The organism is Streptomyces sp. NPDC047042 (assembly GCF_040644035.1).
Lineage (GTDB): Bacteria > Actinomycetota > Actinomycetes > Streptomycetales > Streptomycetaceae > Streptomyces.
Genome location: NZ_JBEYVP010000001.1, coordinates 145314 through 167973 on the forward strand (window position 1 = coordinate 145314; position 22660 = coordinate 167973).

General features: G+C 68.2%; 23 protein-coding genes and 1 tRNA gene. 11 read left to right on the forward strand and 13 right to left on the reverse strand.

The features are described from left to right. Window positions 1-92: 92 nt before the first annotated feature. The 5 genes from ABZ855_RS00655 to rpmH are packed head-to-tail and all read right to left on the reverse strand — an operon-like array spanning window position 93 to window position 2791. On the reverse strand, window positions 93-608 hold the full coding sequence (locus tag ABZ855_RS00655; protein ID WP_053745998.1) for a R3H domain-containing nucleic acid-binding protein: 516 nt from the start codon (window positions 606-608) through the stop codon (window positions 93-95). 15 nt (window positions 609-623) lie between these two features. Then, window positions 624-1907, reverse strand: coding sequence for a membrane protein insertase YidC (gene yidC, locus ABZ855_RS00660; protein ID WP_360798642.1), 1284 nt, complete (start codon window positions 1905-1907; stop codon window positions 624-626). A gap of 3 nt (window positions 1908-1910) precedes the next feature. Then, window positions 1911-2264: a membrane protein insertion efficiency factor YidD gene (gene yidD, locus ABZ855_RS00665; RefSeq protein WP_307627715.1), complete on the reverse strand. Its 354-nt coding sequence runs from the start codon at window positions 2262-2264 to the stop codon at window positions 1911-1913. Next, the gene (rnpA, locus tag ABZ855_RS00670) at window positions 2261-2632 is read right to left on the reverse strand and encodes a ribonuclease P protein component (RefSeq protein WP_319206161.1); all 372 of its coding nucleotides are present in this window, start codon (window positions 2630-2632) and stop codon (window positions 2261-2263) included. Before rnpA ends, yidD begins: the two co-directional genes overlap by 4 nt. A 21-nt stretch (window positions 2633-2653) precedes the next feature. Further along, window positions 2654-2791 carry a 50S ribosomal protein L34 gene (gene rpmH, locus ABZ855_RS00675; protein WP_006381191.1) on the reverse strand — a complete coding sequence of 46 codons (138 nt, stop codon included), beginning with the start codon at window positions 2789-2791 and terminating at the stop codon, window positions 2654-2656. Between the two features lie 386 nt (window positions 2792-3177). Here rpmH and dnaA point away from each other — a divergent pair, with 386 nt between their 5' ends. The 10 genes from dnaA to ABZ855_RS00725 all read left to right on the forward strand — a co-directional run bounded on the left by dnaA (window position 3178) and on the right by ABZ855_RS00725 (window position 16910). After that, a complete protein-coding gene (gene dnaA / locus ABZ855_RS00680; RefSeq protein ID WP_360798647.1) occupies window positions 3178-5073 on the forward strand; it encodes a chromosomal replication initiator protein DnaA in 1896 nt (631 codons plus the stop codon). A gap of 879 nt (window positions 5074-5952) precedes the next feature. Continuing rightward, window positions 5953-7083: a DNA polymerase III subunit beta gene (gene dnaN / locus ABZ855_RS00685; RefSeq protein WP_319206383.1), complete on the forward strand. Its 1131-nt coding sequence runs from the start codon at window positions 5953-5955 to the stop codon at window positions 7081-7083. Window positions 7084-7264: 181 nt separating this feature from the next. Beyond that, window positions 7265-8140: a phosphogluconate dehydrogenase (NAD(+)-dependent, decarboxylating) gene (gene gnd, locus ABZ855_RS00690; RefSeq protein ID WP_360798650.1), complete on the forward strand. Its 876-nt coding sequence runs from the start codon at window positions 7265-7267 to the stop codon at window positions 8138-8140. A gap of 52 nt (window positions 8141-8192) precedes the next feature. Then, window positions 8193-9314 carry a DNA replication/repair protein RecF gene (recF, locus tag ABZ855_RS00695; RefSeq protein ID WP_360798653.1) on the forward strand — a complete coding sequence of 374 codons (1122 nt, stop codon included), beginning with the start codon at window positions 8193-8195 and terminating at the stop codon, window positions 9312-9314. Beyond that, window positions 9311-9868 carry a DciA family protein gene (locus ABZ855_RS00700; RefSeq protein ID WP_360798656.1) on the forward strand — a complete coding sequence of 186 codons (558 nt, stop codon included), beginning with the start codon at window positions 9311-9313 and terminating at the stop codon, window positions 9866-9868. The genes recF and ABZ855_RS00700 overlap by 4 nt, the downstream gene beginning before the upstream one ends. A gap of 371 nt (window positions 9869-10239) precedes the next feature. Then, window positions 10240-12309, forward strand: a complete 2070-nt coding sequence (gene gyrB / locus ABZ855_RS00705; protein ID WP_360799260.1) for a DNA topoisomerase (ATP-hydrolyzing) subunit B — start codon at window positions 10240-10242, stop codon at window positions 12307-12309. 42 nt (window positions 12310-12351) lie between these two features. Continuing rightward, a complete protein-coding gene (gene gyrA, locus ABZ855_RS00710; RefSeq protein ID WP_360798659.1) occupies window positions 12352-14955 on the forward strand; it encodes a DNA gyrase subunit A in 2604 nt (867 codons plus the stop codon). 18 nt (window positions 14956-14973) lie between these two features. Beyond that, complete coding sequence (locus ABZ855_RS00715; protein ID WP_360798661.1) at window positions 14974-15837, forward strand: DUF3566 domain-containing protein; 864 nt, start codon at window positions 14974-14976, stop codon at window positions 15835-15837. A gap of 87 nt (window positions 15838-15924) precedes the next feature. Beyond that, window positions 15925-15998: transfer RNA gene (locus tag ABZ855_RS00720), tRNA-Ile, on the forward strand. 648 nt (window positions 15999-16646) lie between these two features. Next, window positions 16647-16910: a helix-turn-helix transcriptional regulator gene (locus tag ABZ855_RS00725; protein ID WP_360798664.1), complete on the forward strand. Its 264-nt coding sequence runs from the start codon at window positions 16647-16649 to the stop codon at window positions 16908-16910. A gap of 49 nt (window positions 16911-16959) precedes the next feature. Here ABZ855_RS00725 and ABZ855_RS00730 read toward each other — a convergent pair whose 3' ends face one another. The 3 genes from ABZ855_RS00730 to ABZ855_RS00740 all read right to left on the reverse strand — a co-directional run bounded on the left by ABZ855_RS00730 (window position 16960) and on the right by ABZ855_RS00740 (window position 19104). After that, on the reverse strand, window positions 16960-17370 hold the full coding sequence (locus ABZ855_RS00730) for a hypothetical protein (RefSeq protein ID WP_360798667.1): 411 nt from the start codon (window positions 17368-17370) through the stop codon (window positions 16960-16962). Beyond that, complete coding sequence (locus tag ABZ855_RS00735; protein WP_360798670.1) at window positions 17367-17831, reverse strand: hypothetical protein; 465 nt, start codon at window positions 17829-17831, stop codon at window positions 17367-17369. The genes ABZ855_RS00730 and ABZ855_RS00735 overlap by 4 nt, the downstream gene beginning before the upstream one ends. 70 nt (window positions 17832-17901) lie before the next feature. Further along, window positions 17902-19104 (reverse strand): helix-turn-helix transcriptional regulator, encoded by a 1203-nt coding sequence (locus ABZ855_RS00740; protein ID WP_360798673.1) that lies wholly within the window; start codon window positions 19102-19104, stop codon window positions 17902-17904. 45 nt (window positions 19105-19149) lie between these two features. On the opposite strand from ABZ855_RS00740, the gene ABZ855_RS00745 reads away from it, so the two are divergent. Then, a complete protein-coding gene (locus tag ABZ855_RS00745; protein ID WP_360798676.1) occupies window positions 19150-19854 on the forward strand; it encodes an HAD hydrolase-like protein in 705 nt (234 codons plus the stop codon). A gap of 44 nt (window positions 19855-19898) precedes the next feature. Here ABZ855_RS00745 and ABZ855_RS00750 read toward each other — a convergent pair whose 3' ends face one another. From ABZ855_RS00750 to ABZ855_RS00770, 5 genes are all read right to left on the reverse strand, one after another. Continuing rightward, window positions 19899-20183, reverse strand: coding sequence for a hypothetical protein (locus tag ABZ855_RS00750; RefSeq protein WP_360798679.1), 285 nt, complete (start codon window positions 20181-20183; stop codon window positions 19899-19901). Further along, window positions 20180-20404, reverse strand: coding sequence for a hypothetical protein (locus ABZ855_RS00755; RefSeq protein WP_360798682.1), 225 nt, complete (start codon window positions 20402-20404; stop codon window positions 20180-20182). Before ABZ855_RS00755 ends, ABZ855_RS00750 begins: the two co-directional genes overlap by 4 nt. 15 nt (window positions 20405-20419) lie before the next feature. After that, window positions 20420-21526, reverse strand: a complete 1107-nt coding sequence (locus tag ABZ855_RS00760) for a peptidoglycan-binding protein (RefSeq protein ID WP_360798685.1) — start codon at window positions 21524-21526, stop codon at window positions 20420-20422. Continuing rightward, entirely contained in the window at window positions 21526-22053 is a 528-nt protein-coding gene (locus ABZ855_RS00765) for a hypothetical protein (protein ID WP_360798688.1), read from the reverse strand. The genes ABZ855_RS00760 and ABZ855_RS00765 overlap by 1 nt, the downstream gene beginning before the upstream one ends. 66 nt (window positions 22054-22119) lie before the next feature. Further along, window positions 22120-22650: a hypothetical protein gene (locus ABZ855_RS00770; protein WP_360798690.1), complete on the reverse strand. Its 531-nt coding sequence runs from the start codon at window positions 22648-22650 to the stop codon at window positions 22120-22122. Window positions 22651-22660: the final 10 nt, after the last annotated feature.

Here is a 22660-nt window from a genome sequence, read left to right on the forward strand (position 1 = left end):
CGAACCGGGGACCAACAGCTGCCGGGAACCACAGGCTGACAAAGTTCGGCCCCGTCTGCGCTACAGACGGGGCCGAGGGACGTACGTACCGATCAGGCGGGAAGGACGACGACGAAGCGCTGGGGCTCCTCGCCCTCGGACTCGCTGCGCAGACCGGCGGCCTTGACCGCGTCGTGCACGACCTTGCGCTCGAACGGCGTCATCGGCTTCATCTTGACGGGCTCGCCGGAACTCTTGACCTCGGCCGCGGCCTTGGCACCCAGTTCCGAGAGCTCCTCGCGCTTCTTGGCGCGGTAGCCGGCGATGTCGAGCATCAGCCGGCTGCGGTCCCCGGTCTCCCGGTTCACGGCAAGGCGCGTGAGCTCCTGGAGGGCCTCCAGCACCTCGCCGTCCCGGCCGACCAGCTTCTGCAGGTCGCGGCTGCCCGCGTCGCTGATGATCGAGACAGCGGCGCGGTCGGCCTCGACATCCATGTCGATGTCACCGTCGAGGTCGGCGATGTCGAGCAGACCCTCGAGGTAGTCCGCCGCGATCTCGCCCTCCTGCTCCAGGCGAGACAGGGTGTCGACACCCTCGGCTGCGGCGGAGGTGGTGGTGCCTTCCGTCACGGGATGGGCTCCTTCTTACTTCTTGGACGGGGACTTGGGACGCTGCGGGCCCTTGCGCTGTCCGGACTGGGCCTTGCTGCGGGTGCCGGAACCGGGCTTGGAGGCGGCCTGCTTGGCGGCCCCTCCGGCCGACTTGGCGTCCTCGGGCTTGTCGGACTTGACCAGCGAGGTCGTGGGAGCGTCCGGCTCGGAACCGCCCGCGGGCTTGGCACCCGACTGACGCTGGGACTTGCTCTGGCGCTTGGGCTGCTGGCGCTTGGCGGTACCGGTGACAGGCGTACCGTCCTCGGTCTCGGTGACCTCCGGGTTCACGCCCGTAGTCACCGTGCCGTCGGCCTGGGCCGCCAGGCCCGCCTTGTTCAGACCGTTGATGAACTTGCGCTCGAACTCGTTGCGGTCGCGGCCCTTGGCGACGATGGCCTTGACGATGGCGCGCTCACCGCGGCTGCGGGTCTTGCCGTGGTGCGTGACGTGCTTGAGCAGGCGCTCCAGGTAGGCGGCCTGCGCCTTGCTGCCCGGCGTCGGGTTGTTGCGGATGACGTACATCTGCTGGCCCATGGTCCACACGTTGGTGGTCAGCCAGTAGACGAGGACACCGACGGGGAAGTTGATACCGAAGACGGCGAACATGATCGGGAAGACGTACATCAGCATCTTCTGCTGCTGCATGAACGGTGTCTTCACCGTGGTGTCGACGTTCTTCGTCATTAGCTGGCGCTGCGTGTAGAACTGCGACGCCGACATCAGGACGATCATGACCGCCGTGACGACGCGGACATCGGTGATGGAGGCACCGAGCGCCTCCACCTTCGACGCGCTCTCGGTGAACTTCGAGGCGAGCGGAGCCCCGAAGATGTGGGCCTTGCGCGCGCTCTCCAGCAGCTCGTCGTTGATGACGCCGATCTTGTCGCCCGACGCGATGCCGTTGAGCACGTGGTACAGGGCGAAGAAGAACGGCGACTGCGCCAGGATGGGAAGGCACGAGGAGAGCGGGTTGGTGCCCGTCTCCTTGTACAGCTTCATCATCTCTTCGGACTGGCGCTGCTTGTCGTTCTTGTAGCGCTCCTGGATCTTCTTCATCTCGGGCTGCAGCGTCTGCATGGCCCGGGTCGCCTTGATCTGCTTCACGAAGAGCGGGATCAGACAGATGCGGATCAGGATCACCAGGGACACGATGGACAAGCCCCAGGCCCAGCCCGTGTCGTCGCCGAAGATCGCGCCGTACACCGTGTGGAACTGGACGATGACCCAGGAAACGGGTGTCGTGATGAAGCTGAAAATGCTGGCAATCGTGTCCACTAATCATGCTCCTTGGACATGGGACGGGGTCTCGGCGGCCGGGCTCGAAGGATTCTGCCCCTCGATGGCCGCGCCGGCGGCGGAGGTCCCGCCCTTGCGTGCACGCCAGGTGTTGCGCAGCATTTCGTGCCACCGCGGACGCTTGCGCGGCGGGACGTGGTCCACCCCGCCCAGCGACCACGGATTGCACCGCAGAATGCGCCAACCGGTGAGTGCCGTTCCCTTGACCGCACCGTGCCGGTCGATGGCCGTATAGCCGTAGTGGGAGCACGACGGGTAGTACTTGCACACGGGCCCGAGCAGCGGACTGATCGTCCACTGGTACAGCTTGATCAGAGCCAGCAGCGGATACTTCATCGCGCGCCCCCTCCCAGCAGCCGCTGCAGAGCGGCGTCCAGGTCTCGGGCCAGCTGTGCATGGTCGGCATCGCCCGCACCGGGCAACGCTCGTACGACTACCAGGCTACCGGGGGGCAGCTCGGCGACTCGGTCCCGCATCAGATGGCGAAGCCTGCGCTTCACCTTCGTACGGACGACCGCACCGCCCACTGCCTTGCTGACGACGAAACCCGCACGCGTCGGGGGAGCGCTCTCCCCAGGCGCGTGCGGGTCCGTGGTTCCGCTACGAAGATGGACGACGAGAAGCGGGCGACCGGCCCGGCGACCCCGTCGTACCGCGGTCGCGAATTCCTCGCGCCGCCTCAGCCGATGCTCGGTAGGCAGCACGACGTCATGACCTGATCAGGATCAGGCGGACAGGCTCGCGCGACCCTTGCCACGGCGGTTCGCGAGAATCGCGCGACCGGCACGGGTACGCATCCGCAGGCGGAAGCCATGGGTCTTCGCGCGGCGACGGTTGTTCGGCTGGAAGGTGCGCTTGCTCACTCGGGGGCTCCAGAAAGAATCGGTAGGTACCGGGGTGCCGTCTTGGCTGTCACCGTGCGCCCACGAGTAGCTCGCTTACGCCCGAGTGCACCGCTACCAATCACTGGAAGGTGCCCTGGTGGGAGCACTGTCGTGATCTATGCCCATCGGAGGCAGGCGGCAGCAGCCATCGACAACTCGACCTGGTCACGGTACGCGGGGCTACGCCATCCGGTCAAACCAGCACCCGGGGCGCGACACTGTCCACAGGCTGGGGACAACAACTTGAACCGCACCCACCGCCCTGACTACCGTGGCCGGACTCCCATCCGCCCGTTCCACCCGAAGTACATCCCGATACGTCCCAGAACCACACGTTCGTGGGACCCCGTGAGAGAGCGTGCCCTGTGGCTGACGTACCTGCCGATCTTGCCGCAGTGTGGCCACGAGTGCTGGAACATCTCCTCGGCGAAGGGCGTGGACAGGGCGTCGAGGTCAAGGACGAGCGCTGGATCAGGCGCTGCCAGCCGCTGGCCCTGGTCGCGGACACCGCACTGCTCGCCGTACCGAACGAATTTGCGAAAGGCGTGCTCGAAGGCCGCCTCGCACCGATCGTCAGCGAAACCCTCAGCCGTGAGTGCGGACGCCCGATCCGCATCGCGATCACCGTGGACGACTCGGTCGGCGAGCCCATGCCGCCCACCCCCTCCGTTCCGCAGCAGTCGCGCTACGAGGAGCCCGAGCTCCCGCCCACCCGCGACCAGTACCAGGGGTACGGCCGCCACCGCGCCGACGACCACCCCCAGCCGCGCGACGGCCAGCAGCCCTCCCACACCGACCAGCTGCCGACCGCCCGCCCCGCCTACCCCTCCGAGTACCAGCGCCCCGAACCGGGCGCCTGGCCCCGGCCGACCCAGGACGACTACGGCTGGCAGCAGCCCCGCCTCGGCTTCCCGGAGCGCGACCCCTACGCGTCCCCCTCCTCGGACTACCGCCCGCAGCCACCGCGCGACCGCTCGCCGTACGAACAACAGCGTCCCGACTACGACCAGCCGCGCTCCGAGTACGAGCCGCAGCGAGGCGACTACGGACAGCAGCGCTCGGAGTACGAGCAGCGCGACGGCCGCCGCGACCTGCCGGAATCCCCGTCGGTCGGCGGCCACGCACACCGCGGCGGGCCCTCGGGCCCCGGCGGCTCCGTACGTCCCGGCGGCGGCGCCCCCGGCTCGCCGGCCTCCCGGCAGACCCCGGCACCCGGGCCAGGTGAACCCACCGCACGCCTGAACCCCAAGTACCTGTTCGACACTTTCGTCATCGGGGCGTCGAACCGTTTCGCCCACGCGGCCGCCGTCGCCGTCGCCGAGGCACCCGCGAAGGCATACAACCCGCTCTTCATCTACGGGGAATCGGGCCTCGGCAAGACCCACCTGCTGCACGCGATCGGACACTACGCGCGCAGCCTCTACCCCGGCACGCGCGTGCGCTACGTGAGCTCGGAGGAGTTCACCAACGAGTTCATCAACTCCATCCGCGACGGCAAGGGCGACAGTTTCCGCAAGCGCTACCGCGAGATGGACATCCTGCTCGTCGACGACATCCAGTTCCTCGCGGACAAGGAGTCGACGCAGGAGGAGTTCTTCCACACCTTCAACACGCTCCACAACGCCAACAAGCAGATCGTGCTGTCCAGCGACCGGCCGCCGAAGCAGCTGGTCACCCTGGAGGACCGGCTGCGGAACCGTTTCGAGTGGGGCCTGATCACCGACGTCCAGCCACCCGAGCTGGAGACCCGCATCGCCATCCTCCGTAAGAAGGCGGTCCAGGAGCAGCTCAACGCCCCGCCGGAGGTCCTCGAGTTCATCGCCTCCCGCATCTCGCGCAACATCCGCGAGCTGGAGGGGGCGCTGATCCGGGTGACGGCGTTCGCGTCACTCAACCGGCAGCCGGTGGATCTCGGCCTGACCGAGATCGTCCTCAAGGACCTGATCCCGGGCGGCGAGGACTCGACCCCCGAGATCACCGCGCCGGCCATCATGGCGGCCACGGCCGACTACTTCGGCCTCACGGTCGAGGACCTGTGCGGCAGCTCACGCGGCCGCCAGCTGGTGACGGCCCGCCAGATCGCCATGTACCTGTGCCGCGAGCTCACGGACCTCTCACTGCCGAAGATCGGGGCGCAGTTCGGTGGCCGCGACCACACGACCGTCATGCACGCCGACCGCAAGATCCGCGCGCTGATGGCCGAGCGCCGCTCCATCTACAACCAGGTCACCGAGCTGACCAACCGCATCAAGAACGGCTGACAGCGGCCGAGTCACGGCCCTGAGGGCGCCCCGGGACGAGTTCCCGAGGGCGCCTTCGCCGTTTCCGGCACCCATCGGCCGTTGCCCGGCCGCAACCCCCTGTTCGAATGCCGTCGGGGTTACGGCCTCCCTCCACAGATTTGCTGACTTTCTCGCGTCCACACCCTGGGGACCGCGAAGTTGTCCAGACTGTGTCCACAGGCCGAGCTGGTGATAGATCATCAGACCAGGTCAACTGGCTGTGGAATGGTGGACAGAAGATCTCCACAGCCTGTGGACAAGAAATTGATCCACAGGCTGTGCACGGAGTTGTCCACCGGCGGCCCACAGGCTGGGCCCCGTTGTCCCCAACGATCACCAGCTTCTCCACAGCTCTGTCCACTGTTCGGCAACCCGCCGCGCCTCCTCACCGAACCGAGTGAAAGCCGTCACACCAAGCTGCCAGGTTGGGCTGTGGGAAAGGTGGGTAAAGCTGGGGACGGCCCTGGGGAGAAGTACCCCTCGTCTGTGCATGGGGTGTGCAGAACTTTCTGTTCTCCACAGAACCGGTGAGTTGTCCACCGCCTCCACCCACAGGCTCTGTGCACAAAATCTCGCGCCTGAGCTGCGCAAACGGGGTTATCCACGGTATCCACAGCCCCTACTACTACTGACAACTAGAGAGAGCTGGATATCCGTTTCGAAGTGGGTCCTGTGCACAACTCGCTCTCGGGAGCCCGACCGCCCCTCGTCACGACTTGACCCCGACAGGCACCTACTGTCAGTGCCGTGCGTCAGACTGTTCCCGGTGTCCTTCCCAGCACGGGGACCGACGACACCGAGACAGACGACGAAGCCAGGCAGGCCGAGAAGCGCCGGCAACAGCAGGAGGCGGCAACAGTGAAGATCCGGGTGGAACGCGACGTACTCGCGGAGGCAGTTGCCTGGGCGGCGCGCAGCCTCCCGGCCCGTCCGCCGGCCCCTGTCCTCGCCGGACTCCTGCTGAAGGCCGAGGACGGCCAGCTGAGCCTGTCGAGCTTCGATTACGAGGTCTCCGCGCGGGTGTCGGTGGAGGCCGAGGTCGAGGAGGTGGGCACGGTCCTGGTGTCCGGCCGGCTCCTCGCCGACATCTGCCGCGCCCTGCCCAACCGCCCGGTGGAGATTTCCACAGACGGTGTACGGGCGACCGTGGTGTGCGGCTCCTCCCGCTTCACCCTGCACACACTGCCTGTGGAGGAGTACCCGGCGCTGCCGCAGATGCCGACCGCGACCGGCACGGTGCCCGGTGAGGTCTTCGCGTCCGCCGCCGCCCAGGTGGCCATCGCGGCCGGCCGTGACGACACGCTGCCCGTCCTCACCGGTGTGCGCATCGAGATCGAGGGCGACACGGTGACGCTGGCGTCCACCGACCGCTACCGCTTCGCGGTCCGCGAGTTCCTGTGGAAGCCGGAGAACCCGGACGCGTCCGCGGTGGCCCTGGTGCCCGCCAAGACGCTCCTGGACACCGCCAAGGCGCTCACGAGCGGCGACAGCGTGATCCTGGCGCTGTCCGGTTCGGGCGCGGGCGAGGGCCTCATCGGTTTCGAGGGCGCCGGCCGTCGTACGACGACGCGTCTGCTGGAGGGCGACCTCCCGAAGTACCGCTCGCTGTTCCCGACGGAGTTCAACTCCATCGCCGTGATCGAGACCGCCCCCTTCGTGGAGGCCGTCAAGCGTGTGGCCCTGGTGGCCGAGCGGAACACCCCGGTGCGGCTCAGCTTCGAGCAGGGTGTGCTGATCCTTGAGGCCGGTTCCAGCGACGACGCACAGGCTGTGGAAAGGGTGGACGCCCAGCTGGAGGGTGACGACGTCTCGATCGCCTTCAACCCGACGTTCCTGCTGGACGGCCTGAGCGCGATCGACTCCCCGGTGGCGCAGCTTTCCTTCACGACGTCCACGAAGCCCGCGCTGCTCAGCGGCAAGCCGGCCGTCGACGCCGAGGCGGACGAGGCATACAAGTACCTGATCATGCCGGTGCGCCTCAGCGGCTGAGTGCCTGAGTGTGCCGAGCCGTTTCGAACGGCTGATCGCCTCCGACGGAAACACCGCAGGTGGGGGCATACGTTTGAGCGCGTATGCCCACAGGTGTGCATGAGCGTCCGGGTTTAGGCTCGGACGTGGGCACGAGCAACAGGAGTGCCCTCATGCCACGTCGCAACCTAAGGAACAACTGATGGAGCTCGGTCTCGTCGGCCTCGGCAAGATGGGCGGCAACATGCGCGAGCGGATCCGCCGCGCAGGTCTCACCGTCATCGGATACGACCGCAACCCGGACGTCGCCGATGTCCACAGCCTCAAGGAGCTTGTGGACGGGCTCAGCGCCCCGCGCGTCGTGTGGGTGATGGTCCCGGCCGGTGCGCCGACCCAGTCCACCGTCGACGAGCTCGCCGAGCTCCTGGAGCCCGGTGACGTCGTCGTGGACGGCGGCAACTCGCGCTGGACGGACGACGAGAAGCACGCCGAGGAGCTCGCGGCCAAGGGCATAGGTTTTGTCGACTGCGGTGTCTCGGGCGGCGTCTGGGGCCTGGAGAACGGCTACGCGCTGATGTACGGCGGCGACGCCGAGCACATCGCGAAGGTGCAGCCGGTCTTCGACGCCCTCAAGCCCAAGGGCGAGTTCGGCGCGGTGCACGCGGGCAAGGTGGGCGCCGGGCACTTCTCGAAGATGGTCCACAACGGCATCGAGTACGCGATGATGCAGGCCTACGCCGAGGGCTGGGAGCTGCTGGAGAAGGTCGACTCCGTCACGGACGTACGGGAGGTCTTCCGGTCCTGGCAGGAGGGCACCGTCATCCGTTCCTGGCTGCTCGACCTGGCGGTGAACGCTCTCGACGAGGACGAGCACCTGGACAGGCTGCGCGGGTTCGCGGCGGATTCCGGGGAGGGCCGCTGGACGGTGGAGGCCGCGATCGACCACTCCGTTCCGCTGCCCGCGATCACCGCGTCGCTGTTCGCGCGGTTCGCGTCCCGGCAGGACGACTCACCGCAGATGAAGATGATCGCGGCGCTGCGCAACCAGTTCGGCGGCCACGCGGTCGAGGCGAAGTAATCCACAGGGCCGCTTGCGCGGTCCACAAGAGCGGGGGAGGTCGGCGGCGACCATGCACGTCACCCATCTGTCGCTGGCCGACTTCCGTTCGTACGCCCGGGTCGAGGTTCCGCTCGAGCCGGGCGTCACCGCGTTCGTGGGGCCCAACGGGCAGGGCAAGACCAACCTGGTCGAGGCGGTCGGCTATCTCGCCACGCTGGGCAGCCACCGGGTCTCCTCGGACGCGCCCCTGGTCCGCATGGGCGCCGACCGGGCGATCATCCGGGCACAGGTCAGGCAGGGCGAGCGGCAGCAGCTGGTCGAGCTGGAGCTGAACCCCGGCCGGGCCAACCGGGCCCGCATCAACAGGTCGTCGCAGGTCAGACCCCGTGACGTACTGGGGATCGTACGGACGGTGCTGTTCGCGCCCGAGGATCTCGCCCTGGTGAAGGGCGATCCGGGTGAGCGGCGGCGGTTCCTCGACGAGTTGATCACGGCGCGTTCGCCGCGGATGGCGGGCGTGCGCTCCGACTACGACCGGGTCCTCAAGCAGCGCAACACGCTTCTGAAGTCGGCGGCGCTGGCCAGGCGGCACGGGGGTCGCACGATGGATCTGTCGACGCTCGACGTGTGGGACCAGCATCTCGCGCGCGTGGGGGCGGAGTTGCTGGCCCAGCGGCTCGACCTGATCGCGGCGATCCAGCCGCTGGCCGACAAGGCGTACGAGCAGCTGGCGCCCGGCGGTGGTCCGCTGGCCCTGGAGTACAAGCCGTCGGCGCCGGGTGAGGCGCACGCGCGCGAGGAGCTGTACGAGCAGCTGATGGGGGCGCTGGCCGAGGTGCGCAAGCAGGAGATCGAGCGGGGGGTGACCCTGGTGGGGCCGCATCGGGACGATCTGCATCTCAAGCTGGGCTCGCTGCCCGCCAAGGGGTACGCGTCGCACGGTGAGTCGTGGTCGTACGCGCTGGCGCTGCGGCTGGCCTCGTACGACCTGTTGAGGGCCGAGGGGAACGAGCCGGTGCTGGTGCTCGACGATGTGTTCGCGGAGCTGGACACCCGGCGCCGGGAGCGGTTGGCGGAGCTGGTGGCGCCGGGCGAGCAGGTGCTGGTGACGGCCGCGGTCGACGACGACGTACCGCATGTCCTGGCGGGGACGCGGTATTCGGTGTCGGACGGGGCGGTGGAGCGCGTATGACGGCCGAGCGGTCCGCGTCCGGGGGGAGCCCGGAGGAGCCCCCGAGGCCGATCCCCGAGCCCTCCGGGGTGGATCTCGCGCGCGTGGCGCTGCGGGCGGCGAAGGACGCGGCACGCGCGCGTGGGGACGGCGCCCAGCAGAAGCGGCAGCCGCGGCGCGGGGGAGGTCTGCGCGCCTCGGGGGGCGACGGGCGTGACCCGATGGCGCTCGGTGCGGCGATCAACCGGTTGGTCACGGAGCGCGGGTGGGAGGCGCCGGCCGCGGTGGGCGGGGTGATGGGCCGGTGGCCGCAGCTCGTCGGGGACGACCTGGCCAAGCACTGTGAGCCGGAGTCGTACGACGAGGACGAGCGGGTGCTGACCGTGCGCTGCGACTCGACGGCGTGGGCGACGAACGTGCGGCTGCTCGCGCCGCAGTTGGTCGCACGGTTGAACGAGGACCTGGGCCAGGGCCGGGTGCGGTTCCTCAAGGTGCTCGGCCCGGGTGGACCGGCCCGGCGGTTCGGCCCGTTGCGGGCGCCCGGGAGCACGGGTCCCGGGGACACCTACGGGTGAGCCGCGGCACTCCTGGCGGGTGAGGTGTGTCACATGGAAAGCGGGCCGGGGGCGGGTCGGCGACGGTGCGCGCGTTCGCGAATCCGTACGTGACTCCCCGGTAGCCAAGGGTTGACACCCGGAAGCGCTGAGTGCCTCTCCAAGCCTCTTGGAGCCCCGCTCCGCATATGGGGACTCGGGAGAGACCGGTTGAGGGCGGCACATGCGGACTCAGGTACCGGCAAACCCCCATCACTGTCGGCGCTACCGGTAGACTGGAAGCTAATCCCGCCCCATTGGAGGGGATCACCGGGAAATGGTGTGCACCGCTGACTAAGGCTTACCAACGCAACATGCCGCAGCCGCTCCGGCCACCGCCGGGAGTTCGGCTTGTGCTGTGCCAGAAAGGGCGCTTCGTGGCCGATTCCGGCAACCCCAACGAGAACATCCCGTCCACCGAGGCCCTGGCCGGTACGGCCGAGGGCTCAGCCACGGCGTACGACGCCAGCGCCATCACCGTCCTCGAGGGTCTGGACGCGGTCCGCAAGCGACCCGGCATGTACATCGGTTCGACCGGTGAGCGTGGTCTGCACCACCTGGTGCAGGAGGTCGTCGACAACTCCGTCGACGAGGCGCTGGCCGGTCACGCGGACACCATCGACGTGACGATCCTCGCCGACGGCGGTGTGCGCGTCGTCGACAACGGCCGAGGCATCCCGGTGGGCATCGTCCCGTCCGAGGGCAAACCGGCCGTCGAGGTCGTGCTGACCGTGCTGCACGCGGGCGGCAAGTTCGGCGGCGGCGGCTACGCGGTCTCCGGCGGTCTGCACGGCGTCGGTGTCTCCGTCGTGAACGCCCTGTCCAGCAGGGTCGCGGTCGAGGTGAGGACCGACGGCCACCGCTGGACGCAGGACTACAAGCTGGGCGTCCCGACGGCTCCGCTGGCCAAGCACGAGGCGACGGCCGAGCACGGGACGTCGGTCACCTTCTGGGCCGACGGCGACATCTTCGAGACCACCGAGTACTCCTTCGAGACGCTCTCGCGGCGCTTCCAGGAGATGGCGTTCCTCAACAAGGGCCTGACGATCAACCTCACCGACGAGCGTGAGGTGGCGAAGGCCACGATCGGCGCCGACGAGGCGGGCGCCGACGAGAAGGACGAGGTCAGGACCGTCTCGTACCACTACGAGGGCGGCATCGTCGACTATGTGACGTACCTCAACTCCCGCAAGGGGGACGTGGTGCACCCGACCGTCATCGACCTGGAGGCGGAGGACAAGGACAAGAGCCTGTCCCTCGAGGTCGCGATGCAGTGGAACAGTGGCTACACGGAGGGTGTGTACTCCTTCGCCAACATCATCCACACGCATGAGGGCGGTACGCACGAGGAGGGCTTCCGGGCGGCGCTGACCTCGCTGATCAACAAGTACGCGCGCGACAAGAAGCTGCTGCGTGAGAAGGACGACAACCTCACGGGCGACGACATCCGCGAGGGTCTGACCGCGATCATCTCGGTCAAGCTCGCCGAGCCGCAGTTCGAGGGCCAGACGAAGACCAAGCTGGGCAACACGGAGGCGAAGACCTTCGTGCAGAAGGCGGTCTACGAGCACCTCAACGACTGGCTCGACCGCAATCCGGTCGAGGCCTCGGACATCATCCGCAAGGGCATCCAGGCGGCCACCGCGCGCGTGGCGGCCCGTAAGGCCCGTGACCTCACGCGCCGCAAGGGTCTGCTGGAGACGGCGTCGCTGCCGGGCAAGCTGTCCGACTGCCAGTCGAACGACCCCACCAAGTGCGAGATCTTCATCGTCGAGGGTGACTCCGCCGGTGGTTCGGCCAAGTCCGGCCGCAACCCGCAGTACCAGGCGATCCTCCCGATCCGCGGCAAGATCCTGAACGTCGAGAAGGCGCGGATCGACAAGATCCTGCAGAACCAGGAGATCCAGGCGCTGATTTCGGCCTTCGGTACCGGGGTCCACGAGGACTTCGACATCGAGAAGCTGCGCTATCACAAGATCATCCTGATGGCGGACGCCGACGTCGACGGCCAGCACATCAACACCCTGCTGCTGACCTTCCTGTTCCGCTTCATGCGCCCGCTGGTCGAGGCCGGACACGTGTTCCTCTCCCGTCCTCCGCTGTACAAGATCAAGTGGGGCCGGGACGACTTCGAGTACGCGTACTCGGACCGGGAGCGCGACGCCCTGATCGAGCTGGGCCGGCAGAACGGCAAGCGGGTCCGCGAGGACTCGATCCAGCGCTTCAAGGGCCTCGGCGAGATGAACGCCGAGGAGCTGCGTGTCACGACGATGGACCAGGAGCACCGGGTCCTCGGCCAGGTCACGCTCGACGACGCCGCCCAGGCCGACGACCTGTTCTCGGTCCTGATGGGCGAGGACGTCGAGGCACGCCGCGCGTTCATCCAGCGCAACGCCAAGGACGTCCGCTTCCTCGACATCTGAGTCGGTCTCAGCTGACCGCACCAGAAAGGATCTTCACCAGCAATGGCCGACGAAACACCTTCCCCCACGGATCCGAGCACCCCTGAAGAGGGCGAGGTCGCCCTGCGCGTCGAGCCCGTCGGGCTCGAGACCGAGATGCAGCGCTCGTACCTCGACTACGCGATGTCCGTCATCGTGTCGCGCGCGCTGCCCGACGTACGGGACGGCCTCAAGCCCGTCCACCGCCGCGTCCTGTACGCGATGTACGACGGCGGTTACCGGCCCGAGAAGGGCTTCTACAAGTGCGCCCGTGTCGTCGGTGACGTCATGGGTACCTACCACCCGCACGGCGACTCCTCGATCTACGACGCGCTGGTCCGTCTCGCGCAGCCGTGGTCGATGCGGATGCCGCTGGTGGACTCCAACGGCAACTTCGGCTCTCCCGGCAACGACCCGGCCGCCGCCATGCGGTACACCGAGTGCAAGCTGAAGCCGCTGTCCATGGAGATGGTCCGTGACATCGACGAGGAGACCGTCGACTTCACGGACAACTACGACGGCCGCAACCAGGAGCCGACGGTTCTGCCGGCCCGCTTCCCGAACCTGCTGATCAACGGCTCGGCGGGCATCGCGGTCGGCATGGCGACCAACATCCCGCCGCACAACCTCCGTGAGGTCGCGGCCGGCGCCCAGTGGTACCTGGAGAACCCCGAGGCCTCCCACGAGGAGCTGCTCGATGCCCTGATCGAGCGCATCAAGGGCCCCGACTTCCCGAGCGGTGCCCTTGTGGTGGGCCGTAAGGGCATCGAGGAGGCGTACCGCACCGGCCGCGGCTCCATCACGATGCGCGCGGTCGTCGACGTCGAGGAGATCCAGAACCGCCAGTGCCTGGTGGTCACCGAGCTCCCCTACCAGGTCAACCCGGACAACCTCGCGCAGAAGATCGCCGACCTGGTGAAGGACGGCAAGATCGGCGGCATCGCGGACGTCCGCGACGAGACGTCGTCCCGTACGGGCCAGCGCCTGGTGATCGTCCTGAAGCGGGACGCGGTCGCCAAGGTCGTGCTGAACAACCTGTACAAGCACACCGACCTGCAGACCAACTTCGGCGCGAACATGCTGGCGCTGGTGGACGGCGTACCGCGGACCCTGTCCCTGGACGCGTTCATCCGGCACTGGGTGACGCACCAGATCGAGGTCATCGTCCGGCGTACGCGCTTCAGGCTGCGCAAGGCCGAGGAGCGGGCGCACATCCTGCGCGGCCTGCTGAAGGCCCTGGACGCCATCGACGAGGTCATCGCGCTGATCCGGCGCAGTGACACGGTCGAGATCGCGCGCGAGGGCCTGATGGGCCTTCTGGAGATCGACGACATCCAGGCCAACGCCATCCTCGAGATGCAGCTGCGCCGGCTGGCGGCTCTGGAGCGCCAGAAGATCGTCGCCGAGCACGACGAACTGCAGGCGAAGATCCGTGAGTACAACGAGATCCTCGCCTCGCCGGTGCGTCAGCGGGGCATCATCAGCGAGGAACTCGCCGCGATCGTCGAGAAGTTCGGCGACGACCGCCGTTCCAAGCTGGTCCCGTTCGACGGTGACATGTCCATCGAGGACCTGATCGCCGAAGAGGACATCGTCGTCACCATCTCGCGCGGCGGCTACGTCAAGCGCACCAAGACGGAGGACTACCGCTCGCAGAAGCGCGGCGGCAAGGGCGTACGCGGTACGAAGCTCAAGGAAGACGACATCGTCGACCACTTCTTCGTGTCGACCACGCACCACTGGCTGCTGTTCTTCACCAACAAGGGCCGGGTCTACCGCGCGAAGGCGTACGAGCTGCCCGACGCCGGGCGTGACGCGCGTGGACAGCACGTCGCCAACCTGCTGGCCTTCCAGCCGGACGAGGCGATCGCGGAGATCCTCGCGATCCGCGACTACGAGGCGGCGCCCTACCTGGTGCTGGCCACCAAGGGCGGTCTTGTGAAGAAGACGCCTCTGAAGGATTACGATTCCCCGCGTTCGGGCGGTGTCATCGCGATCAACCTCCGTGAGACGGAGGACGGTTCCGACGACGAACTGATCGGAGCCGAACTCGTCTCGGCCGAGGACGATCTCCTGCTGATCAGCAGGAAGGCACAGTCGATCAGGTTCACGGCGACGGACGACGCACTGCGTCCGATGGGCCGTGCCACCTCGGGTGTCAAGGGCATGAGCTTCCGTGAGGGAGACCAGCTGCTCTCGATGAATGTTGTTCGACCCGGTACGTTCGTGTTCACTGCTACCGACGGCGGATACGCGAAGCGGACCGCGGTCGACGAGTACCGCGTCCAGGGGCGCGGCGGCCTCGGTATCAAGGCCGCCAAGATCGTCGAGGACCGTGGTTCTCTCGTCGGCGCGCTGGTGGTCGAGGAGACCGACGAGATCCTCGCCATCACGCTCTCCGGCGGCGTGATCCGGACACGGGTCAATGAGGTCAGGGAGACGGGCCGTGACACCATGGGCGTCCAACTGATCAACCTGGGCAAGCGCGATGCCGTCGTCGGCATCGCACGAAACGCCGAGGCGGGACGTGAGGCCGAGGAGGTCGACGGCGAGGAAGCCGTCGACGAGTCGGCCGAGGGTGCCGTGACCATCGGCACGGACGAGGGCGATCAGTCCTCGTCGGAGTAGCGCGAGGAGTGAGTCATCGTGAGCGGAGCCACGGGCGCCGGTTCTTCTGGCAGTTCGTCCGGTCCCTCGACCGGTACGGGCAATGAGGGCGGCGGTCGTGGCTCCGCCGCGCGGGCGACCGATGGGCAGGGTGCGAGGGACGCGCAGAGCGCGACAGATCCGCACACGACCAACCTGCAGGCCATCAAGCCGCGTACGACCGGCAAGCGCTCGCCCGACACACATGGATCGCAGGGATCCCAGGGGGGAACCGTGACGGACGCCAGAGGTCCGCAGACCCAGCAGTACGGGGCCGGCGCGGGCCCGGCCGCGCAGCGCGCCGCCGCGCCGCCGCAGGGATCGCCGTTGCCCGGCGAACGGCAGCCCCAGCAGCACGCGGGGCCCTACCACCCGCCGCAGGCCTATCCGGCGGCTCCTGCCGGGGGTCCCGCGGCCCCGGTGCAGGCGCAGGCGGGCAGTCCGGCGGGGGGCGCCGTACGGCGGCCGCGCACGGGGGCGAGCACGCTGCCCCGTACGCGCAAGGCCCGTCTGCGCGTGTCCAAGGCCGACCCCTGGTCGGTGATGAAGGTCAGCTTCCTGCTGTCGATCGCGCTGGGCATCTGCACGATCGTGGCGGCGGTGGTGCTGTGGATGGTCATGGACGCGATGGGTGTCTTCTCGACGGTCGGCGGCACGATCTCGGAGGCCACCGGTTCGAACGAGTCGAACGGCTTCGACCTCCAGTCGTTCCTGTCGCTCCCCCACGTCCTGATCTTCACGTCGGTCATCGCGGTCATCGACGTCGTCCTCGCGACGGCTCTGGCGACCCTCGGCGCGTTCATCTACAACCTCTCCGCGGGCTTCGTCGGCGGCGTCGAGCTGACGCTCGCCGAGGACGAGTGAGCGGTCCGACTATCGATTTTGGGACTGGCCGCGTCGTGCGCTAATCTTCAGAGGTCAGCGCGCGGGACATACACCGCAGAGCGCGGCGGGGCTATAGCTCAGTTGGTTAGAGCGCATCCCTGATAAGGATGAGGCCACAGGTTCAAATCCTGTTAGCCCCACAGCGGCTTAGCGCCAGGTCAGATGGCCGGTAGATCACCTCGATCTACCGGCCATCTACATTTGATGATCTTGCTACCCCGCTACTACCCCGTAACTTGGCATCTTGGGGGTCCGCTGCCAGTCCGGGCAGGGGAAACGGGGTGTGTGGTCTGTTGCGACAGCCCATCTGGCGCGATCTGGACCGTCGTATATCCGTACGAACAGGCCTCAAGTACCCTCTACCGCTCGGGAATTACCTTCAGTAACAGCGTCTACCGTCTGTAGATCGGCCGTCTGAATGGGTAATGTGCGTAGCGGGGAGGCGGACGTGACCATTCCATTCGCCTGACACACAACCCCAAGACAGGCCCGGCCGGGATGCTCGGGAGGCTACACGGCCGGCAAGGGCGCCCCCTGTCGCATCACGCGCGACAGGGGGCGTCTGGGCACAGTAAACCGCCCCGCCCTCCATACGGAGAACGGGGCGGCAGCGCTCAGCCTCTCGGGCGAGCGCCTAGCGGGGGCAGAGGACACACATCACACTGCCCCCGCGGCTCTTGGCGGGCTCCTCTTAAGGGCGGGTCGAGGTCATACCCACGCGCTCCAAGATCACACAAATTAGGGTTGGCCCTAATCCTTTTTGATCATGCAGTCGAGACCGTGGACCTGTGCCACGTCTCTCCGCGACTGACGACCGGGTCCTCGCCCGTCGCCGCCAGGTCGGCGAGCAGATCCGCCGCGTACGCGAGCAACTGAACCTGAGCCAACCGGACGTCTGCGGCAGATCCGGGATCGACATCGCCACGTACAGCCGCATCGAACAGGGACACTCCAGCCCACTCCTCGACACCTTGATCCGGATCGCCGACGCGATGGACGTCTCACTCACCGAGCTGGTGGCTGATGGGAGACCGCCCCAACGGGGGGCGTAGGGCGGCCTCCCCCTTCTCGCGGCCGGCCACGGGGCCGACGGCGAGAGATTTAGAGGCGGGTGCCCACAGCGAGGGTGTCGATCCCCGACAGGCTGATCACGGCGCGCAGGATGATTGCGAGGCGTCGCTCATCGAGGTCCATGACCCGCGTGAGGCTCGTCTGATGCGGTGACGCGATGGACAGGACGAGGTCGACGAACCCGCGCTCGGCGTCGTCCAATCCGAGGCCGTACAGGTAGCAGGCGAGGTTCTGCCACGAGAACTCGATGCTCTCGTCGGTATCCCAGACGAGAGCCCTGCGGAAGGCGGGGCGGGCGAGGATCTGCTCCTCGTCCACCAACGCTCGTACGGCGGCCTTCTCGCGGGGCGTGACGGCCGCCTTCAGGAGCAGCTCCTCGAACGGCGGCGGAGCGTCGATGTCCTCTTGATCGAGGAACGGTTCTGTCGTTGTCGCGGTCATCTGGATACCTCCGTGGGAGAAGGAGCGTGGCCCGCGCCGAACGCGTCGGCGAGGGCGGCAGGGTCGGTGAGGAGGTCCGAGCCGTCAGGGCGCTCGATCCACCAGCGGCCGGCCACTGAGTGACGAACTGGCGGGCATTCCAGGGCCCAGCCCGCCGGGCGGACGGTGAGTTCGCGTACGCCGTCCAGCTCTCCTGCGAGGGCGGGCGGGACCAGCCACCACGCGACCCTGCGGTGAATGTCTCCGAGAATCGGGCCGATCCGGTCCCCACCGATCCTCGCGATGGCCTCCACCGAGCGCAGGAGCGGCGCCTCGACGACGAGCCACCTGCTCCCGCTGGCTACCGGGGCGAGCCCTTGCCCCGCCCAAGTCTTGTGTACGGGGTCCGGGCGCGCGGAGCCGTCGGCGAGCCACACGTCCCCAGTCTCATACCGCTGAACAGTTCCGGTCGTCTGTCTCACCCGAAGAACCGTAGGTAGGAACCACCGAGCCACCCGAGCCCACAGCTCGGGTGGCCCACAGGCTCGCCGACTAGACCAGACCGATGCGCACCGCGAGTTGTTCGGCCTGCCGGGCGTGCATCGCGCGAGCTCGGCGGATCACGGTGAGGACCATCTGCCGTGCGAGCGGAGTCCGCGCCAGGTCCTCGGGGGCGATCGCCTCCAGGCCGAGGAGGGCGAGTAGTACGGCGGCGTCGTCCCGGCGCTGACTGTGGCAGGCCGCCACCTCCAGTCCGAACGTGAACTCCCTCTCCAGCGACGGAAGTCCACTCGTGTCGATGGCGTCCGCAGTGTGCAACGCCTCGCCGGTCTCGCCCGCTTCCATCTCGATACTCAGGACGTGCAGCGCGATGTTCGTCGGCCCGAAAACCGTCCAACTGATGTTGCTCGCGTCGGGCACCATACGGGCCGCAGGTGCCGCATGCTGCGTCAGCCGCTCCCTGGCCTCCCACCACCGGCGCCGGCGCGCGGAGCCCACCACAGCAACCAGTTGCAGGGCGCCCTCCATCGCGGCCCGCTCGATTTCCGGCATTCGCGCGGTTGCCACCCGCTCGGCCGCCCGCAGCGCGAGTTCCTCCGCCTCAGCAGGCTGGCCAGCGGCGAGGAGCACGTGCCCCAGATTCCACTGAGCCGCCGCGATGCGGAGCGGGTCGTCGGCGTCTTCGGCGGCGCGCATCGCCCGGTCGGCGGCGAGGGTGGCGAGGTCGACGCGGCCGGTTCGACGCAGGTATGACCGGAGCAGGCAGTACAGGTCCGCCGCGGCCCGCAGTACGGAGCGGCGCTCTGCCAGGTCGGTTCCGGCCCGGGCGGCGCGCACCGCATGCTCGACGTCGGCGACCAGATCGGGCAGCGTCTCGGCCGCCTTGCTAAAGCGGTCGCCGGCCGTCTGCCAACTTTTCCAGGCGGCTTCCACCCGATCCCTCAGTTCGGACGCGGGGGCCGGCGCGGTGCTGCGCGCGGGTCCGTAGCCGAGTAGGGCGCGGCCCACCGCAGTCTCGGCGGTGTCGGTCAGCTCGGCCTCGGCGGGTGGTTGTTCGGAGAGCAGCGCGGCGGTCGGCACGCCCAACTCCTGGGCCAGCGCGTAGAGAATGGGCAGCGAGGGCACTTTCAGCCCGCGTTCGATCTGTGACAGGTAGTCGGGTGAGATACCGGCCAGGCCAGCGACAGCGTCCTGTCGGCGCCCGCCGCGGTAGTGCCTGATCCTGTCTCCGATGGGAAGGTCTGCTGCAACCATGCGCCTGCTCCTTGTTCCGTTCTCTGAGCGTAGGGTGCCCGGTGCATGGGGACCCTGCTGTTCTGGAGAGAGGAGGCGCCGGTGCCGGACTTGGTGCTGTGGGACGTCGACCACACGCTGATGGCGACGCGCGGACTCGGCGGTGAGCTGTGGGCCAGAGCGTTCGAGCATGTGACGGGTGTGGTCTTGCGGGAACAGGCATCTGTCACAGGGTCGACAGAGCGGGTCATTCTGCGCGAGACCGCGCGGCTGCACGACACCCCTTATAGCGACGACCTGTTCGTACGGTTCGCTGACGAGCTCGGGACACTGCACGTCCGTCGCGCGGCAGAGCTGCGCGAGCGTGGCCACGCGCTCCCCGGTGCCGCCCTACTTCTCGCGGCCCTCGAGGAACGAGGCGTGCGGCAGTCCGTTGTTACCGGCAACGTGCGCCAGGCGGCAGAGACGAAACTCGCTGCGTTCGGCCTGGACAACTACATGCGGCTGGACGTAGGCGCGTTTGCCGAGGATGGCGAAGGCCGCCCGGAGCTGCTGCGGGCCGCTCTCAAGCGGGCCGCAGTGGGTCCGCAAAGTGCGGTGTTCCTGGGAGACACCCCTGCCGACGTCGCCGGAGGCCTTGAGGTCGGCGTCCGAGTTGTAGCCGTTGCCACAGGCCGCACCCCAGCTAGCGACCTGCGCGCCGCTGGCGCCCATCTCGTCCTGGATGACCTATCGGACACAGACCGAGCGCTCGCTGCGATCGGAGCATGACGAAAGGCCCCCTCCCGCCCGTAGGCGAGAGGGGACAGACCGTCTCAGCGGGTGAGGAGTGAGACCACGCCGGTCGCGGCGCCAGCAATGCCTGTAAGCGCGCCAACGGCCGCCAGTGGCCATCGATTCCGCTTCAGTGCTTCGACGTCCGTACGTAGGGCGTCGATGTCCTTCTCGGTGGCCTCACGAAGTTGCGTCAGGTCCTGCTCGTGCCGGGCCGAGCGCTCGACCAGTACCGCCAGCGAGCCCTTGACCTCGGCGAACCCCGTTGCAACCGTGCCCCGAAGACGCTCCAACTCGACGGCGACATCCGCAGCAGGAACCGTCACTCCCGAACCTCCGAGTCCGTACGCAGCCAACCGGGAAGCAGGGCCTGGACGCTGGACAGCGCCATGACCCGGGCAACGCCGCCAGCCACCGCGAGCCCGCCAGCCACCCACGGCAGCGACTCCGGCACCCCGGAGGCGTCCACGATGGCCGGCAACGCGACCGCGAAGCCGAGCCCCGTCTGAAGCACCGTCCGCACGGCGCGCCTCGAGCTGTCCTTCATGGTGGTGCCGTCCTTTCAGGAGAGGAGGAGCCGCCAGGTGAGCGGCCCCGGGTAGCCGTCCGCGTCGTCCGCGAGTGCGGGCACGGAGCGCTGGAAGTCCCGCACGTTGAGGCGGGTGTTCTCGCTGAACAGCGGGCCCGGCAGGTACTTCGCGCCCGCGTGGTGGCGAGTGAAGCCGCGCCGGACCAGCCCGCTGTCCAGGACCGTCACCGACGGGTTGGTCTTGCCGAGGATGAAGGCAGAGCGGCCGGGGAACGGCGGGGCGCTGGTCGTTGTCGCCTTGCCGGGCAGCGTCCCGAGCAGCTGCTGAAGGCTCACCGGCCCGGGCACGCCGTCCGCGTCCTCGTGCGGCGCCGTCCCCTTGTAGCCGAGAGACAGTTGGTAGGCCTGGAACGCGCGGGTATCGGCGTCCGTCCAGTCGGGCCCGGGGCCGACCACGTAGAAGCGGCCGAAGCCCTTCCTCGCCAGAGCCTTGCCGACAGTCGTGACGTGCGAGCCGGATGCTCCGAAGCCGTACGCCAGACCGTTGATCGTGACCCGGTAGCGGGCGAGGGGGCCTCCGTCGGGAACCTCGCCGGACGTACCGCCCTGCGGCACCTCGCCGCCCGGACGGAGCGCGCCAGCCTGCACCCAGGCATAGAGCGGGTCCCCCGGGCAGGCGGTCGCGTAGCCGTCACGGTGTCCGAGGACCTCGTCCCCGGCAGCGCCACCGTTGCGGAGCCACTGGATCGCGTCGACCAGGCCGTCGAGCATGGCGTCCGGCGGCTGTACCAGGCCGGAGTTCCCGAGCATTGCGCACACCGCGTAGTCCTTGGTGTTAAGCGCGCTCGTGCCGTTGGCGCCGGTCCGTCGGTGCAGCCCGCGGCCCTCGTACACGCCGCCGTGAGGGCAGACGACCGCGTTGTACGCGACGTCGGAGTAGTCCTCCTTCGCGTTGGCGAGGTGCGAGGCCTGGATGTCCCGCATCCGCCCAGCGCAGGTGCTGTGCGCGTCCGTAGCCGCGAGCGACTTCGGGACGTAGGTGCCCTCGTAGTGGACCTTCACGCCCTGCGTGGACGCGATGTACGCGAGGTCGTACTTCGACGGTTTCGCGTCCCACTGGGCACGCGTGATCAGCCTCATCAGGCCCCCTTCCTGGTCCACTGGCCCGGGTCTGCGCCTTCGGCCCGTGATGTTGCCCACCAGGTGTCGCTGCCGTCGAGAAGGACCCGCAAGTTGCAGGTAACGGTGGCCTCGTCGTGAATCCGGACCACGACTGCGGGCAGCACGTCGCCCTCCTGGACGTGATTGCCGAGGTGTCCGATGAAGCCGAGCCGTGACTCCGCGGAGCCGCTGCGGTGAAAGTCGGCACGCCACGGATTGATGTGCGCGACGTCGCCGCGAGTCAGCCGGTAGAGCACCACGTCGCCGACGGCGGGCGCGGGCCGAGTTCCCTCGAGGGAGCTGTTGCTCGCGGCGACGACTGCCCAGTTCTTCGCCGCCCACAGCTCGTCGAGCGCCTTCGTCACCTCGGGCTCAGTCAGGGTCTCCGCGAGCTGGTGCGCCAGATCATGGAAGGGCCGACTGACTGCCTGGAGATGAGCGGGCAGGTGGTCGTACCGAAAGTTCTCGAGCATCCGAGCGGTGGCGGGATGGATCTCTACAGCCATTCGTGCCTCCAGGGCATGAAGAAGCCCCGCGCCAAGCGACGCGGGGCGAGAGGGGCCGGGGGTGGATCAGGCGGGGCGGGCGAACTCGATCTCGATGGTCGGCCGGCTGCCGCCGGTCGCCGTATCGAGAGCGGACCCGGTGCTGTGGCCGGGCGCGATCTGTACGTAGTCCCCGACGGCGAGGAGCGCGGTCACGAAGCCGTCCTCTGTGTGGACCGAGTTGGTCGCGGCGAGCGCGGTCCGGAAGTGTCCGCCGCTGAACTGGGTGCCGTTGCCGAAGATGCCCATCGCCCGCGCTGTGCCGGGGGTGGCCGTGGCGTTGAAACTGACCTTTGAGCGGATCTTGTAGTAGCCCGCGAGCTGGATGGTGTACCGCGTGGCGGCTCCGGAGCTCCACCCCCCGAGGTCATCGATCGGCACGGACTCCCAGGCCAGCGCGTTCGCCACGTCTGGGTTGCCACTGCCCGTGCTCGAAATGGACTGGTTGGTGTCCCGGGTCGCCCTGAAGATCGTCCGCCCGACCAGGGCGGCACTGTTGGCACGCTCCTCGGTCACGATCATGCCCGGCTGCCACCCGGGGAACTCGATGAAGGTCACAGCAGTCTCC

What these genes read in the sequence shown, in the direction of transcription:
- ABZ855_RS00765 (WP_360798688.1), bottom strand. Translation starts at nt 22,053, where the DNA reads ATGGCTGTAGAGATCCATCCCGCCACCGCTCGGATGCTCGAGAACTTT.
- ABZ855_RS00730 (WP_360798667.1), bottom strand. Translation starts at nt 17,370, where the DNA reads ATGACCGCGACAACGACAGAACCGTTCCTCGATCAAGAGGACATCGAC.
- ABZ855_RS00760 (WP_360798685.1), bottom strand. Translation starts at nt 21,526, where the DNA reads ATGAGGCTGATCACGCGTGCCCAGTGGGACGCGAAACCGTCGAAGTAC.
- gnd (WP_360798650.1), top strand. Translation starts at nt 7,265, where the DNA reads ATGGAGCTCGGTCTCGTCGGCCTCGGCAAGATGGGCGGCAACATGCGC.
- ABZ855_RS00745 (WP_360798676.1), top strand. Translation starts at nt 19,150, where the DNA reads ATGGGGACCCTGCTGTTCTGGAGAGAGGAGGCGCCGGTGCCGGACTTG.
- ABZ855_RS00700 (WP_360798656.1), top strand. Translation starts at nt 9,311, where the DNA reads ATGACGGCCGAGCGGTCCGCGTCCGGGGGGAGCCCGGAGGAGCCCCCG.
- ABZ855_RS00740 (WP_360798673.1), bottom strand. Translation starts at nt 19,104, where the DNA reads ATGGTTGCAGCAGACCTTCCCATCGGAGACAGGATCAGGCACTACCGC.
- gyrA (WP_360798659.1), top strand. Translation starts at nt 12,352, where the DNA reads ATGGCCGACGAAACACCTTCCCCCACGGATCCGAGCACCCCTGAAGAG.
- yidD (WP_307627715.1), bottom strand. Translation starts at nt 2,264, where the DNA reads ATGAAGTATCCGCTGCTGGCTCTGATCAAGCTGTACCAGTGGACGATC.
- ABZ855_RS00755 (WP_360798682.1), bottom strand. Translation starts at nt 20,404, where the DNA reads ATGAAGGACAGCTCGAGGCGCGCCGTGCGGACGGTGCTTCAGACGGGG.
- recF (WP_360798653.1), top strand. Translation starts at nt 8,193, where the DNA reads ATGCACGTCACCCATCTGTCGCTGGCCGACTTCCGTTCGTACGCCCGG.